Raw genomic sequence first — 13692 nt, 5'->3', positions numbered from 1 at the left:
TTCAAATGGGGTGACTCGTGGTGAATCTGGAGCTCAGCGAGGAGCAGAGCGCGGTCCGGCAGCTCGCGCGGGACTTCGTGGAGCGCGAGATCACCCCGCACGTCGTCGCCTGGGACCGCGCCGAGGAGGTCGACCGGGCGATCGTCAAGAAGCTCGGCGAGGTCGGCTTCCTGGGCCTGACGATCGACGAGGAGTACGGCGGCTCCGGCGGCGACCACCTCGCGTACTGCCTGGTCACGGAGGAACTGGGCCGGGGTGACTCGTCCGTGCGCGGCATCGTCTCGGTCTCCCTCGGACTGGTCGCCAAGACCGTCGCCGCCCGGGGGAGCGAGGAGCAGAAGCGGCGCTGGCTGCCCGGGCTCACCTCCGGCGCGTCGATCGGCTGCTTCGGCCTGACCGAGCCGGGCACGGGCTCGGACGCCGGCAGTCTCGCGACCCGGGCGGTACGGGACGGCGGCGACTACGTCCTCAACGGCACCAAGATGTTCATCACCAACGGCACCTGGGCCGACGTCGTCCTGCTCTTCGCCCGCTCCACGGACGCCCCCGGCCACAAGGGCGTCTCCGCCTTCCTCGTCCCCACCGACACGCCCGGCCTGACCCGCCGCACCATCCACGGCAAGCTCGGGCTGCGCGGCCAGGCCACCGCCGAACTCGTCCTGGAGGACGTGCGCGTACCGGCCTCCGCACTGCTCGGAGAGGAGGGCAAGGGCTTCTCGATCGCCATGTCGGCTCTCGCCAAGGGCCGGATGTCGGTCGCCGCGGGCTGTGTCGGCATAGCCCAGGCCGCCCTCGACGCGGCCGTGCGCTACGCGGGGGAGCGGGAACAGTTCGGCAGGACCATCGCCCACCACCAGCTCGTCCAAGAGCTGATCAGCGACATCGCCCTGGATGTCGACGCCGCCCGGCTGCTGACCTGGCGGGTCGCCGATCTGATCGACCGGGGACAGCCGTTCGCCGTCGAGTCGTCCAAGGCCAAGCTGTTCGCCTCGGAGGCCGCCGTCCGCGCCGCGAACAACGCGCTCCAGGTCTTCGGCGGCTACGGCTACATCGACGAGTACCCGGCGGGCAAGCTGCTGCGGGACGCCCGCGTGATGACCCTCTACGAGGGCACGAGCCAGATCCAGAAGCTGGTCATCGGGCGGGCGCTGACGGGGGTTTCGGCGTTCTGAGTACGTGCCTGAGTACTTCGGCGGATGTGGCGCGGGCCACGTCCGCCGATGCTTTCCCCATGAGTGACACACCGGGCAAGCAGCAGAACACGGCCGCCTTCTACGGCCAGGCCGTCGCCTCCTTCGCCGTCGCCATGGCGGCCACCGCCATCGGCATCTACCAGCTGAGCGCCGACGCCTGGGTGCGGGCCTTCCTCGCCATCGCCGTCCTGTACCTGGTCACCTCCTCCTTCACCCTGGCCAAGGTGATCCGGGACCGGCAGGAGGGGGCGGCCTCCTCGTACACCCCCGCGGCCCCCTCGTACACCCCCTTCGAGAAGCACTGAGCGGCCACACTAAGCGCCCGCTCACCTTCGGCGGTATGGTGTTGCTCCTGCCAGTGGAGAGGGGCACGTGATGAGTACGGCGGAGGAGACGGCCGGCGGCGAGGCGCAGGCGTGGGGCGAGGTCACGCCCGACGCGGCGCGGCGGCTGCTGGTCGCCGCGGTGGAGGCCTTCGCCGAGCGTGGTTACCACGCCACGACGACCCGCGACATCGCGGGCCGCGCCGGGATGAGCCCGGCCGCGCTCTACATCCACTACAAGACCAAGGAAGAGCTGCTGCACCGCATCAGCAGGATCGGGCACGAGAAGGCCCTGGAGATCCTGCGGACGGCCGCCCGGCGCGAGGGCAGCCCCACGCAGCGGCTCGCCGACGCGGTGAGCTCCTTCGTGCGCTGGCACGCGGGCGGGCGTACCACCGCGCGGGTCGTGCAGTACGAACTCGAATCGCTCGGGCCCGACGCCCGCGCCGAGATCCTCGCGCTGCGGCGCCAGGTCGACGGGGAAGTGCGCGGGATCATCGAGGAAGGCGCGTCATCGGGCGAGTTCGAGGTCGTCGACGTGCACGGCACGACGCTGGCCGTGCTGTCGCTCTGCATCGACGTGGCGCGGTGGTTCAACGTCGACGGGCCCCGGACGCCGGAGGAGGTCGGCGAGTTGTACGCCGACCTCGTGCTGCGGATGGTCGGGGCCCAGGGCCCGGCGGCCTGAGGTTCGGGAGCCGGTGCCTCAGAGGTAGTAGCGGGCCACGGACTCGGCGACGCAGACCGGCTTGTCGCCGCCCTCGCGCTCGACGCTGAAGGCGACGGCCACCTGCACGCCGCCCGGCACCTCGTCGACGGCGCTGATCGTCGCGGTGGCGCGCAGACGGGAGTTGACGGGGACCGGGGCGGGGAAACGCACCTTGTTCGTGCCGTAGTTGACGCCCATCTTCACGCCCTCGACGGCGATCAGCTGCGGCCCGAAGAGGGGCAGCAGCGACAGCGTCAGATAGCCGTGCGCGATGGTGGTGCCGAAGGGCCCCGCGGCGGCCTTCTCCGGGTCGACGTGGATCCACTGGTGGTCACCGGTGGCCTCCGCGAAGAGGTCGATCCGCTTCTGGTCGATGTCGAGCCAGTCGGTGTACCCCAGTTGTTCGCCCACCGCCGACTTCAGGTCGTCGACGGACGTGAAGATCCTCGGCTCTGCCATGTCTTCCAGGCCTCTCGTGTGCAGGGGGTCTGCGCGCTCAATCTCTAAGCGACTGCTTAGCATGGTCGGCCGCAGGGGCTGTGTCAACGGACTCGGTAGGGTTCGAGGGGTGCCCCAGATTCCAGAGAAGATCCATGAGCTCACGGTCGGCCAGCTCGCGGCGCGAAGCGGCGCCGCCGTCTCCGCCCTGCACTTCTACGAGTCCAAGGGCCTGATCAGCAGCAGCCGGACCTCGGGCAACCAGCGCCGCTACTCCCGTGACACGCTCCGCCGGGTCGCCTTCATCCGGGCCGCGCAACGGGTCGGCATCCCCCTGGCGACGATTCGCGACGCGCTCGCGGAACTCCCCGAGGAGCGCACGCCGACCCGGGAGGACTGGGCGCACCTCTCCGAGGTCTGGCGCGCCGAACTGGAGGAACGCATCAAGCAGCTGAACCGCCTCAGGGATCACCTCACCGACTGCATCGGCTGCGGCTGCCTCTCCCTCGACACCTGCGTCCTGTCCAACCCCGACGACATCTTCGGCGAACGCCTCACGGGTTCCCGCCTGATGGTCGACCGGGGCGGTCGCGGGTAGCGTCTGCCCGGCCCGCCCCGTACTCCGTCAGCCCGGCCGCGACCAGTTCCCCGTTCGACCTCGCCCGCTCCCCGCACGGCAGGAGCAGGACGTCCTCCAGCCCGACCCGCGTGGCCAGGCCCAGCCGGCCCGCGAGCCGCAGCACCGGCCAGGCGCCCCCGTCCTCGCCGTGCAGCAGGACCGGGCGGCCATGGGCGGCCCCGATGCCGGACAGCAGCGCACGCGCGGAGGAAACGGCGCTCAGCGGGTCCGTGTCCGTGACCTCCGCCAGCACCCTCAGCACCTTCGGCCCGAGCGGCGAGGCCGCGAACCGCTCCGCCCCGTCCGTCCCGGACCAGATGCCTGCCTCCACAGCCACGCCGCGCTCCATGAGCAGCGCGGCCGTCTCCTCCGCCCCCGGCTCGTGCCAGTTGACCGAGGCGTGGTCGGGCAGCACGGTCCACTCGCGGATCCGCTCCAGCCGGGCGGCGGGGTCGGGCTCCGCCCACGCGCCCGTGGTCACACCGACCGGCACCGCCACCCGCGCCCGGACCGCCGGCAGCGTCATCGCGAGCACCCGCGGCGACAACGTGTCCCGCCCGCACGGCGTCTTGGGGTGGACATGGATGTCCGTCGCCCCCGCGGCCACGGCCCCGGCGGCCGAGTCGGCCATCGACTCGGGTGTCAGCGGCACGGCCACACCGTCAGCGGCCGTCCGCGAACCGTTCAGGCACACCTGCATCATGGCGTCGATGGTGCCAGTCACCACCGACAGTGGGGGTGCGGCATCCCCGGCGCACCCCCCGCGCACCCGCATCCGTCAAGCCGACACCAACAGCCTCGCCCGCCTGGCGTACGCCAGCGACTCGGGCGTGAGCACCGGACGCGGCACCAGGATTCCGCAGTCCGTGCAGACCGGACCGGACGAGGGTTCGTGGTCCAGGTCGTACCTCCAGACGAGCCGATCTCCGCCGCACACCGGGCATTCCGAGCCCGGCTCGCGCTCCAGCGCGGCGATCAGTCGGCGCAGCACCTCGGCCAGCGGTTCACGGGGATGGACCGCCGGGTCGTCGCACCACGCCACGCCGAAACCGCCCCAGGTGAGCCGGTGCCAGTCGTCCACACTGCCCGGCCTGCGCAGCCCGTCGTGCTTCTCCTTCTTGCGGCGCTCGGCGAACTCGACCTCGTAGGCCAGCCAGACCGCCCGCGCCTCCTCCAGTTCGTCCAGTGCGGCCACGAGCCGCACTGGATCGGGGGAGCGGTCCTCGGGACCGAACCCTGCCCGGGAGCACAGATGGTCCCAGGTCGCCCTGTGTCCGTAAGGAGCGAACCTCTCAAGGCACTTGCGCAGCGAATAGCGCCGCAAGGCCAGATCGCACCGCGGATCGCGGACCTGTCTCGCCAGACTCCGGAAACCGGCCATCGTCCTGCACCTCCGTCACACCTGCACCTGTAATCCGGTCACTTCGGCGTCGTCGTACGGACGTCGCCGAATAGACGTATCGACAAGCGAATCGGCTCCATCCGATTTCAAATGGCCTCCATAAGCGGCCCCGAGAGGCTCGCGAGTCGACTGCCGTGGTCCGTGTGTCTGTTGTGCCGACTTCAAAAAGTGACGCTTGTTCATCTTCAAGCCGGGGGATACCGGCGGTAACATCCCGCCCATCCCTCGTCGGGAGGAGCCCCCATGCCACGGCGTGCCCCACGCACCGTTCTCGACAGAATGAGAACTCCCAGCGGAATCCCCGGGTTCCTGAAGACAGCTTCGGTATGCGCCCTGATCGCAGGTCTCTTGTCGCCGCTTGCCCCGGCCGCCGCATCGGAAACAGCGGCCGCGCAGGTCACGGCCGCGGCGAACGACCACTGCGGCAACCAGTGTTCGGACATCCTCCCGCCCGGTCAGAACGGCAACGCCACCCTCGCCCAGATCCTCCTCAACCAGGCCTTCGGCACCCAGCCCGAGCACGCGGAGGACCAGCTCGGGCCCTACGCCAACCTCGCCAAGGGTTACCCCGGCCTCACCAACGACAAGATCAACAACTTCTTCAACGACGCGTCGTTCGGGGTCCCCGCCGACCAGGTCGCCTCCAGCGTCAGACCCGCCGGACGCAGTGACGTGACGATCGTCCGGGACAAGAAGACCGGTGTGCCGCACATCACCGGTACCACCAGATACGGCACGGAGTTCGGCGCCGGCTACGCGGCAGCCCAGGACCGGCTGTGGCTGATGGACGTCTTCCGGCACGTCGGGCGTGGTCAGCTGACCTCCTTCGCGGGTGGTGCGCCCTCCAACCAGGGCCTCGAGCAGCAGTTCTGGAGGCACGCCCCCTACACCGAGGCCGATCTGCAGGCGCAGATCGACAACGCCGTCGCCACCAACGGCGAGCGCGGACGCCAAGCCCTCGCCGACGTCAAGGCCTACCTCGACGGCATCAACTCCTACATCGACGCCTCCGACAGCAAACGCACCTTCCCCGGTGAGTACGTACTCACCGGGCACAAGGACTCAGTCACCAACGCCGGCACGATCGAGCACTTCAAGATCACCGACCTGGTCGCGCTGGCCTCCGTCATCGGCGCGCTGTTCGGCGCGGGCGGAGGCGGCGAGGTCAACAACGCCCTCTCGCTCATGGCCGCCCAGGAGAAGTACGGAGTCGCCGAGGGTACAAAGGTCTGGGAATCCTTCCGGATGCGCAACGACCCGGAGGCCGTCCTCACCCAGCACGACGGCAGCTTCCCGTACGGCACCAAGCCCGACGACCCGCAGGGCACCGCCCTGCCCGACGCCGGCTCGGTGGAACCGGAGCCGCTCGTGTACGACCGCACCGGCAGCGCCACCACGGCCGGTGCGACCGGCGCCTCCGGTGAAGCCGCGAAGACCGCCACGTCGTCCGCCAAGCGCGGCATGTCCAACGCCCTCGTCGTCAGCGGCAAGCACACCGCGAGCGGCCACCCCGTCGCCGTGTTCGGCCCGCAGACCGGCTACTTCGCCCCCCAGCTGCTCCTGCTCCAGGAGATCCAGGGCCCGGGCATCAGCGCCCGCGGCGCCTCCTTCGCGGGCTTGAGCATGTACGTCGAGCTCGGCCGCGGCCAGGACTACGCGTGGAGCGCCACGACCTCCGGCCAGGACATCATCGACTCCTACGCCGTCGAGCTGTGCCGGGACGACTACCACTACCTGTACCGCGGCACCTGCACGCCGATGGAGAAGATCGAGCAGAAGAACGCCTGGAAGCCCACGGTCGCCGACGGCACCGCGGCGGGCTCGTACACCATGCGCGTCTGGCGCACCAAGTACGGCCCCGTCGAGTACCGCGCGACGGTCGACGGCAAGAAGGTCGCCTACACCACCTTGCGCTCGTCCTTCCTGCACGAGGCCGACTCGATCATCGGCTTCCAGATGCTGAACGACCCGGACTACGTCAAGGGCCCGGACTCCTTCCAGAAGGCGGTGCAGCACATCAACTACACCTTCAACTGGTTCTACGCCGACTCCGAGCACACCGCGTACTACAACAGCGGCGACAACCCGGTGCGCGCGACCCGCGTCGACGCCGAGTTCCCGGTGTGGGCGCGGCCGGCGTACGAGTGGCGCGGCTGGGACCCGGCGACCAACACCGCCGACTACACCCCGCCCTCCGCCCACCCCCACTCCACCGACCAGGACTACTACGTCTCCTGGAACAACAAGCAGGCCAGGGACTACACGACCGCCCCCTGGGGCAACGGGTCCGTGCACCGCGGCAACCTCCTGGAGGACCGGGTGAAGAAGCTCGTCCAGCAGGGCGGGGTGACCCGGGCCGCCCTGGTGAAGGCCATGGCCGACGCGGGCCTCACCGACCTCCGGGCGCAGCACGTCCTGCCCAGGCTCCTGAAGGTCGTCACCAGCGCGCCGGTCACCGACCCCGCCGCCGCGGCCGCCGTGAGCAGGCTCCAGGCCTGGGTCGCCGCGGGTGGCAAGCGCACGGAGACCGCCGCCGGCTCGAAGAAGTACGCCGACGCCGACGCGGTCCGCATCCTGGACGCCTGGTGGCCGCTGCTGGTCAAGGCCGAGTTCGAACCGGGCCTCGGCAGCGAGCTGTACACGGCCGTCACGGCCAACCTCCCCGTCGACGAGGCCCCGTCGGCCGCGCACGGCCCGACCGGCTCGCACGCGGGAAGCTCCTTCCAGTACGGCTGGTGGAGCTACGTCGACAAGGACATCCGGTCCGTCCTCGGTGAACAGGTGAAGGGGCCGCTGGCCCTGAAGTACTGCGGCGACGGCAGCCTCGGCGCCTGCCGGGACACCCTCATCGGCACCCTGAAGGAGGCGGCCGGCAGGACCGCGGCCCAGGTCTACCCCGGCGACGAGGTGTGCGCGGTGGGCGACCAGTGGTGCGCCGACTCGATCAACCACCGCACCCTCGGCGGCATCAAGCACGGCAAGATCGGCTGGCAGAACCGGCCGACCTACCAGCAGGTCGTGGAGTTCACCTCACACCGGTGACGCACCGTCCGGCGGCGGGTCAGCGCACGCGGCCCGCCGCCAGGACCAGCCGGGCCAGTTGCGCGTGCAGGATGTCGCTGTGCGCACCGGCCGGTGGCCCCCCGCGTCTGACCACCGCCGCCGCGTCGACGTTCACGCATCCCGAGGCGGGCAGTTTCGCCTCCAGGGCCTTGGCGAGGGTGTACGCGCGCGTGCCGGGCACCGCCTGCACCCCGTCGTGGCCCATCGCGCCCCACTTGGCGCCCAGGGCCCGCCCCAGGTCCGGTCCGCCGGCCGACCGGCTGTCGCCCACCATCCGCGAGGCCAGCGGATACATGGTGCCCAGGGCGGCGTCGTGCCGGGAGTGGCAGCACACCAGGGGCCCGTCGATGCGGTTCTGCTGCCCCTGGAGCACCCCTCCGGCCCGGGCGTCGTGCGGCAGCCGGGCCGCGAACGCGTAGTGCGAGAAGGCCCCTTGGAGCAGCGTCACCGACTTCACGGTGCGCACGCCCTCGGGAAGGCCCCGCAGCGCGAACGACACCAGACGCGCGCCGAAGCTGTGCCCGACCAGGTGCACCCGCACGCCCGGGGCCGCCTCGGCGAGCTGCCCGACGACCCGGCCCAGACCCCGCTCCCCGACGGTCCCCGCGCGCCGCTTCATCGCGTAGTACGTCGCCTGCCGCAGCAGTTCGTGCGCACCGTCCCAGGGGTTGGGGATCCTGAGCCCCTGCCGCGTCCCGGACGCCTCGAGCTCCGCCAGCGCCCGCGCGAACTCCTCGCAGGCCGCCGCCGACGATCCGGCGAACATCTCCGGCTCGCTCTGCGGCACGCCCTCCGCGACCGTGTCCGCCGCGAAGAGCGCCTGCGGCCCGGGCGCCACCACCTCCACCAGCGTCCGCACCAGCCGGCCGAACTCCTCCAGCTCGGCCTCCTCCGGGGGTTGCTGCTCCAGCAGCCGGGCGATCTGGTCGACCAGGATCGCCCGGCCGGGGAAGGTCTCCAGCAGCGCGTGCCGAGTGTCCTTGTCCAGCACCGGGCGTCTTGGCGGCTCGGCCGCCACGGCCCGCGGGAAGTCCGGGGTCGGCTCGTCGGAGAACCGCATCGCCGGCCACAGCACGCCGACGTACCCGACCCGGGCCGCCGGAGCCAGCCGCGGCACGGGGGCGAAGAAGCGGTCGCAGAGGCGGGTCGCGCCCGAGCGGTCGCTGTTCCAGCCGTGCGCGAAGACGATCAGGTCGCGCACGCCGCGCTCGGTCACCCCGGCGAGCAGCCGGTCGCGCCGACGGCCCTCCGGGTCTCCGTCCGCGTCGAAGGCCAGCTCCCAGTAGGGAGTCACACTCATCGCCGGATCCGCCATGACAGGCCCCCTGGTCCCCCGGTGACGCCACGATGTGGGCGCATCGTCCTGCCAACGGGGGAGCTTGGCCATACGTCACGGGCGCATTCGGGCTCAGCGGTAGAGGAGGTACGCCCGCCGCGTCCTGCGGAACGCCGCCAGGTCCTCCTGCCACCCGGCCACCACCTCGTCGGTGTCCGCACCCGCGTCGATCATCGTCCGTACCCGTGCGGAGCCGGTGAGCTTGTCGATCCAGTTGTCCGGGCGCCAGGCGAAACCGCTCCAGACCTGCTTGGCCGTGATCAGCAGGGCGATCCCCGTCCGTACGGGATCGAACGCCGCCCGGTCGTGCACATGCACCTGCACACCGCCGATCGTCTTCCCCTGGAACTTCGAGAAGGTGGGCGCGAAGTACGCCTCCCTGAACCGCACCCCGGGCAGGGCGAGTTCGTTCGCCGCTGCCGCCCAGCGCCGGTCGACGCCCTCCGCGCCCAGCAGCTCGAACGGCCGGGTCGTGCCGCGCCCCTCCGACAGGTTCGTGCCCTCGAACAGGCACGTTCCCGAGTACACCAGCGCCGTCTCCGGCGTCGGCATGTTGGGGCTCGGCGGCACCCAGGGCAGCCCGGAGGCGTCGTAGAACTCCGAGCGCTTCCAGCCCGACATCGGCACGGTCTCCAGCGGTACGGGCTCGGTCAGGAATTCCTCGTTGAACAGCCGCGCCAGCTCGGCGACGGTCATCCCGTGGGCCTGGGCGATGGGCTGCCGCCCGATGAACGTGGCGAACTCCTTGTGCAGCACCGGCCCCAGCGCGGCCCGCCCCGTCACCGGGTTGGGCCGGTCCAGGACCACGAACCGCTTGCCGGCGAGCCGGGCGGCCTCCATGCAGTCGTACAGCGTCCAGATGTACGTGTAGAAGCGGGCGCCGACGTCCTGGATGTCGAAGACGACCGTGTCGACGCCGGACGCGGTGAAGATGTCGGCGAGCGGCCGGCCGCTCTTGAGGTACGTGTCGTAGACCGGCAGGCCGGTCGCCGGGTCGTCGTGGCGGCCCTCGGAGCCGCCGGCCTGGGCGGTGCCGCGGAAGCCGTGCTCCGGGCCGAAGACGGCGGTGAGGTCGACGCGGTCGTCGGCGTGCATGACGTCGACGATGTGGCGGACGTCGCGGGTGACGCCGGTGGGGTTGGTGACGATGCCGGCCTTCTGGCCGTCGAGCAGGGCGTAGCCGTCGTGGGCGAGTCGTTCGAAGCCGGTGCGTGGTTTCATGTGGCGCCGGGCTGCTGCGGCGGTGGGTGCGGCTGAGAGGGCCGCCGCCGTGGTCGCTGTGAGTACGGCTCGTCTGGAAGGGCGCATGCGGTGGCCTCCGTGGTCCGTTTTGTACCCCTCGTCGTGGCTGGTCGCGCCCACGCGGCGGAGCCGCAGATCGGCACAGCCCCGCGCTCCTAGGGTGCTGCTCCTCCCTCTTCCTTGAAACATACCGACCGGTTAGTCTGGCGCTGTTGCTGAGCCGCGTCTAAGGAGACCGATGGTGGGAGCCTTTCAGGGGGCCGGAGTCGTTGTCACGGGGGCCGGTGGGGGTATCGGAGCCGCGCTCGCCCGGCGCTTCGCCGCCGAGGGGGCCCGGGTCGTCGTCAACGACCTGGACGCCGAGCGGGCCAAGCACGTCGCGGACGAGGTCGGGGGGATCGCCGTGCCCGGTGATGCCTCGGCGATCGTCGGGGACGCCCGGGACGCGCTCGGTGGGACCATCGACGTGTACTGCGCCAACGCCGGTGTCGCCTTCGACGGCGTCGACTCCGGTCAGGCGTTGGACGAGAAGGCGTGGGCGACCTCCTGGGACGTCAACGTCATGGCTCATGTCCGGGCCGCCGAGGAGCTGCTGCCGAGCTGGCTGGAGCGCGGCAGCGGCCGGTTCGTCTCCACCGTGTCCGCAGCCGGGCTGCTCACCATGATCGGGGCCGCGCCCTACGCCGTCACCAAGCACGGCGCGCTCGCCTTCGCCGAATGGCTGTCGCTCACGTACCGGCACCGCGGCGTGAAGGTCCACGCCATCTGCCCGCAGGGCGTCCGCACCGACATGCTGGCCGCCACCGGCAGCGCGGGCGACCTGGTGCTCCAGCCGACCGCGATCGAGCCGGAGGCCGTGGCGGACGCGCTGCTCAAGGGCGTCGCGGAGGACCGCTTCCTGATCCTGCCGCACCCCGAGGTCGCCGCGTACTACCAGGCCCGGGCCGGTGACCCCGACCGGTGGCTGTCCGGGATGAACCGCATCCAGCAGCAGTGGGAGGAGGCCCGATGACCGAGTCCCGTTACGCGGCCAAGCCCTGGCTCGGCCTGCTCAACGAGGCCCAGAAGGGCGCGATCAGCCCCGCCGGCTCCCTCGTGCACGCCCTGCGCGCTGCCGTGGCCGAGAATCCCGACAGCGACTTCCTGGCCTACTTCGACGGCCGACTGACCTACCGGGAGGTCGACGAACTCAGCGACTCCGTCGCCGGGCACCTCGCGGCGCGCGGTCTCCGGCGCGGCGACCGGGTCGCGGTGCTGCTGCAGAACTCCCCGCACTTCGTGCTCACCGTGCTGGGCGCGTGGAAGGCGGGCGCGGTCGTCGTCCCCGTCAATCCGATGTACAAGTCGGGCGAGGTGGCCCACGTCCTGCGGGACGGCGAGGTGGCCGCGCTGATCTGCTCGGACCGGGCCTGGGACTCGTATCTGCGCGAGACGGCTGCCGACTCGCCCGTGCGGATCGTGCTCACCGGCTGCGAGCTGGACTTCCAGAGCCGTGGCGACACGCGCGTGCTGACCTTCGAGCGCCTGCCGCAGGCCCCGGACGCCGACGACCTGACCGCCGTGGCACGGGCCGGGCACAAGCCGCCCGAGGGCCGGGACCCCGGCCCCGGCGACATCGCGCTGATCAGCTACACCTCGGGCACGAGCGGCACGCCCAAGGGCGCCACCAACACGCACGGCAACATCATGTACAACGCCGAGCGGCAGCGGACCGGGCTCGGCCTGCCCGAGCGGCCCGTGTACTTCGCGATGGCGCCGCTGTTCCACATCACCGGCATGGTCTGCCAGTTCGGAGCCTGCCTGAACAGCGGGGGCACGCTCGTGCTGGCCTACCGCTTCGAGTCGGGCGTGGTGCTGGACGCCTTCGCCGAACACCGCCCGCACTACACCGTCGGGCCGTCCACGGCCTTCATGGCGCTGGCGGCCCACCCCTCCGTCACCCGTGACCACTTCTCCTCCTTCCGGGTGATCTCCTCCGGCGGTGCCCCGCTGCCGCCCGCGCTGGTGGAGAAGTTCCGGGCCGGGTTCGGGCCCTACATTCGCAACGGCTACGGGCTGACCGAGTGCACCGCGCCCTGCGCCTCCGTGCCGCCGGGTCATCAGGCGCCGGTCGACCCGGTGTCCGGGACCCTCGCCGTGGGACTGCCCGGCCCCGACACGGTCGTGCGGATCGTCGACGACTCCGGAGAGGAAGTCCCCTTCGGCGAGCAGGGCGAGATCGTCGTCAGCGGCCCGCAGGTCGTGCCCGGCTACTGGCGCCGCCCCGACGCCACCGCCGCCACGTTCCCCGGTGCCGAACTGCGCACCGGCGACATCGGCTTCATGGACGAGCAGGGCTGGCTGTACGTCGTCGACCGCAAGAAGGACATGATCAACGCGTCCGGCTTCAAGGTGTGGCCGCGCGAGGTCGAGGACGTCCTCTACACGCACCCGGCCGTGCGCGAGGCCGCCGTCGTCGGCGTGCCCGACGGGTATCGCGGGGAGACCGTCAAGGCGTACATCAGCCTGCGTCCGGACGCCGACACGGACCCGGATGCACTCGCCGCCTACTGCAAGGAGAGACTGGCCGCCTACAAATATCCGCGCCAGGTGGAGATCCTTCCGGACTTGCCGAAGACGGCCAGTGGGAAGATCCTCCGTCGGGAACTCCGTTCCCGTACGCAAGGCAACTGACAGCAGAACGGAAAGGCAGGTGGCGGCAGTGCCCAGGACCACGGACTCGGACGGCACGCCCGTGCCTCAGCGGCTCCTGGCCGCCGCCACCCGGCTCTTCGCCGAGCAGGGCTACGACCGAACCTCGGTGCAGGAGATCGTCGAGGCGGCCGGCGTCACCAAGGGGGCGCTGTACCACTACTTCGGTTCCAAGGACGACCTGCTGCACGAGGTGTACGCACGCGTGCTGCGCATCCAGCAGGAGCGGCTGGACGCCGTGGCCGGTGCCGACGAGCCGGTCGAGAAGCGGCTTCGGGCCGCGGCCGCGGACGTCGTGGTGACGACCATCGACAACCTCGACGACGCGATGATCTTCTGGCGCTCCATGCACCACCTCAGCCCCGAGAAGAACAAGCAGGTCCGCGCCGAACGCCGCCGCTACCACGAACGCTTCCGCGCGCTCGTGGAGGAGGGCCAGGAGTCGGGCATCTTCTCCAGGGCGACCCCCGCGGACCTGGTGGTCGACTACCACTTCGGCTCGGTGCACCACCTGTCGACGTGGTACCGCCCCGACGGCCCCCTCACACCCCAGCAGGTCGCGGACCACCTGGCCGACCTGCTGCTGCGCGCCCTGCGCCCGTAGCAGCCGTCGCACCCCCTCGGTTCAGGTGAGGCCGCGGCGGCTCTCGACGGGCTGCCCGGAGTGCTGGGGAGT

General features: G+C 71.2%; 13 protein-coding genes. 8 read left to right on the top strand and 5 right to left on the bottom strand.

Annotated elements, in window-relative coordinates:
- Window positions 1-20: 20 nt before the first annotated feature.
- The 3 genes from G3I77_RS25755 to G3I77_RS25745 all read left to right on the top strand — a co-directional run bounded on the left by G3I77_RS25755 (window position 21) and on the right by G3I77_RS25745 (window position 2204).
- Window positions 21-1172, top strand: coding sequence for an acyl-CoA dehydrogenase family protein (locus G3I77_RS25755; protein ID WP_248507542.1), 1152 nt, complete (start codon window positions 21-23; stop codon window positions 1170-1172).
- Window positions 1173-1231: 59 nt separating this feature from the next.
- Window positions 1232-1498 carry a YiaA/YiaB family inner membrane protein gene (locus tag G3I77_RS25750; RefSeq protein ID WP_248507541.1) on the top strand — a complete coding sequence of 89 codons (267 nt, stop codon included), beginning with the start codon at window positions 1232-1234 and terminating at the stop codon, window positions 1496-1498.
- A gap of 70 nt (window positions 1499-1568) precedes the next feature.
- On the top strand, window positions 1569-2204 hold the full coding sequence (locus tag G3I77_RS25745) for a TetR/AcrR family transcriptional regulator (protein ID WP_248507540.1): 636 nt from the start codon (window positions 1569-1571) through the stop codon (window positions 2202-2204).
- An 18-nt stretch (window positions 2205-2222) separates the two neighbouring features.
- On the opposite strand, the gene G3I77_RS25740 is transcribed toward G3I77_RS25745, so the two are convergent.
- On the bottom strand, window positions 2223-2684 hold the full coding sequence (locus G3I77_RS25740) for a MaoC family dehydratase (RefSeq protein ID WP_184913200.1): 462 nt from the start codon (window positions 2682-2684) through the stop codon (window positions 2223-2225).
- A gap of 109 nt (window positions 2685-2793) precedes the next feature.
- Between G3I77_RS25740 and soxR the strand changes: the two genes are divergently transcribed.
- Window positions 2794-3261, top strand: coding sequence for a redox-sensitive transcriptional activator SoxR (gene soxR / locus G3I77_RS25735; RefSeq protein WP_248507539.1), 468 nt, complete (start codon window positions 2794-2796; stop codon window positions 3259-3261).
- Here soxR and G3I77_RS25730 read toward each other — a convergent pair.
- Both G3I77_RS25730 and G3I77_RS25725 read right to left on the bottom strand, forming a co-directional pair.
- Window positions 3218-3985 (bottom strand): 3-keto-5-aminohexanoate cleavage protein, encoded by a 768-nt coding sequence (locus G3I77_RS25730; RefSeq protein WP_248507697.1) that lies wholly within the window; start codon window positions 3983-3985, stop codon window positions 3218-3220. The genes soxR and G3I77_RS25730 overlap by 44 nt on opposite strands.
- Before the next feature lie 75 nt (window positions 3986-4060).
- Window positions 4061-4663 carry a hypothetical protein gene (locus G3I77_RS25725; protein WP_248507536.1) on the bottom strand — a complete coding sequence of 201 codons (603 nt, stop codon included), beginning with the start codon at window positions 4661-4663 and terminating at the stop codon, window positions 4061-4063.
- A 264-nt stretch (window positions 4664-4927) separates the two neighbouring features.
- Here G3I77_RS25725 and G3I77_RS25720 point away from each other — a divergent pair, with 264 nt between their 5' ends.
- Window positions 4928-7726 (top strand): penicillin acylase family protein, encoded by a 2799-nt coding sequence (locus tag G3I77_RS25720; RefSeq protein WP_248507535.1) that lies wholly within the window; start codon window positions 4928-4930, stop codon window positions 7724-7726.
- A 19-nt stretch (window positions 7727-7745) separates the two neighbouring features.
- On the opposite strand, the gene G3I77_RS25715 is transcribed toward G3I77_RS25720, so the two are convergent.
- Both G3I77_RS25715 and G3I77_RS25710 read right to left on the bottom strand, forming a co-directional pair.
- Complete coding sequence (locus G3I77_RS25715; RefSeq protein ID WP_248507533.1) at window positions 7746-9062, bottom strand: serine-threonine protein kinase; 1317 nt, start codon at window positions 9060-9062, stop codon at window positions 7746-7748.
- Window positions 9063-9155: 93 nt separating this feature from the next.
- Entirely contained in the window at window positions 9156-10391 is a 1236-nt protein-coding gene (locus G3I77_RS25710) for an exo-beta-N-acetylmuramidase NamZ domain-containing protein (RefSeq protein ID WP_248507531.1), read from the bottom strand.
- Between the two features lie 172 nt (window positions 10392-10563).
- Between G3I77_RS25710 and G3I77_RS25705 the strand changes: the two genes are divergently transcribed.
- The 3 genes from G3I77_RS25705 to G3I77_RS25695 are packed head-to-tail and all read left to right on the top strand — an operon-like array spanning window position 10564 to window position 13620.
- The gene (locus G3I77_RS25705) at window positions 10564-11337 is read left to right on the top strand and encodes an SDR family oxidoreductase (protein ID WP_248507528.1); all 774 of its coding nucleotides are present in this window, start codon (window positions 10564-10566) and stop codon (window positions 11335-11337) included.
- Window positions 11334-12998 (top strand): class I adenylate-forming enzyme family protein, encoded by a 1665-nt coding sequence (locus tag G3I77_RS25700; protein WP_248507526.1) that lies wholly within the window; start codon window positions 11334-11336, stop codon window positions 12996-12998. The genes G3I77_RS25705 and G3I77_RS25700 overlap by 4 nt, the downstream gene beginning before the upstream one ends.
- 28 nt (window positions 12999-13026) lie before the next feature.
- Window positions 13027-13620: a TetR/AcrR family transcriptional regulator gene (locus tag G3I77_RS25695; protein ID WP_248507524.1), complete on the top strand. Its 594-nt coding sequence runs from the start codon at window positions 13027-13029 to the stop codon at window positions 13618-13620.
- Window positions 13621-13692 lie beyond the last annotated feature (72 nt).

It is taken from the genome of Streptomyces sp. D2-8 (assembly GCF_023184515.1).
Classification (GTDB): domain Bacteria; phylum Actinomycetota; class Actinomycetes; order Streptomycetales; family Streptomycetaceae; genus Streptomyces.
The sequence above is the reverse complement of the archived record's forward strand: the minus strand, read 5'-3'. Positions and strand labels throughout refer to the sequence as shown.

Bases quoted from the DNA above. Each gene is read 5' to 3' on its own strand.
- G3I77_RS25705 (WP_248507528.1), top strand. From the start codon at position 10,564: ATGGTGGGAGCCTTTCAGGGGGCCGGAGTCGTTGTCACGGGGGCCGGT.
- G3I77_RS25745 (WP_248507540.1), top strand. From the start codon at position 1,569: ATGAGTACGGCGGAGGAGACGGCCGGCGGCGAGGCGCAGGCGTGGGGC.
- G3I77_RS25720 (WP_248507535.1), top strand. From the start codon at position 4,928: ATGCCACGGCGTGCCCCACGCACCGTTCTCGACAGAATGAGAACTCCC.
- G3I77_RS25740 (WP_184913200.1), bottom strand. From the start codon at position 2,684: ATGGCAGAGCCGAGGATCTTCACGTCCGTCGACGACCTGAAGTCGGCG.
- G3I77_RS25700 (WP_248507526.1), top strand. From the start codon at position 11,334: ATGACCGAGTCCCGTTACGCGGCCAAGCCCTGGCTCGGCCTGCTCAAC.
- G3I77_RS25750 (WP_248507541.1), top strand. From the start codon at position 1,232: ATGAGTGACACACCGGGCAAGCAGCAGAACACGGCCGCCTTCTACGGC.
- G3I77_RS25710 (WP_248507531.1), bottom strand. From the start codon at position 10,391: ATGCGCCCTTCCAGACGAGCCGTACTCACAGCGACCACGGCGGCGGCC.
- G3I77_RS25715 (WP_248507533.1), bottom strand. From the start codon at position 9,062: ATGGCGGATCCGGCGATGAGTGTGACTCCCTACTGGGAGCTGGCCTTC.
- G3I77_RS25725 (WP_248507536.1), bottom strand. From the start codon at position 4,663: ATGGCCGGTTTCCGGAGTCTGGCGAGACAGGTCCGCGATCCGCGGTGC.
- G3I77_RS25730 (WP_248507697.1), bottom strand. From the start codon at position 3,985: ATGATGCAGGTGTGCCTGAACGGTTCGCGGACGGCCGCTGACGGTGTG.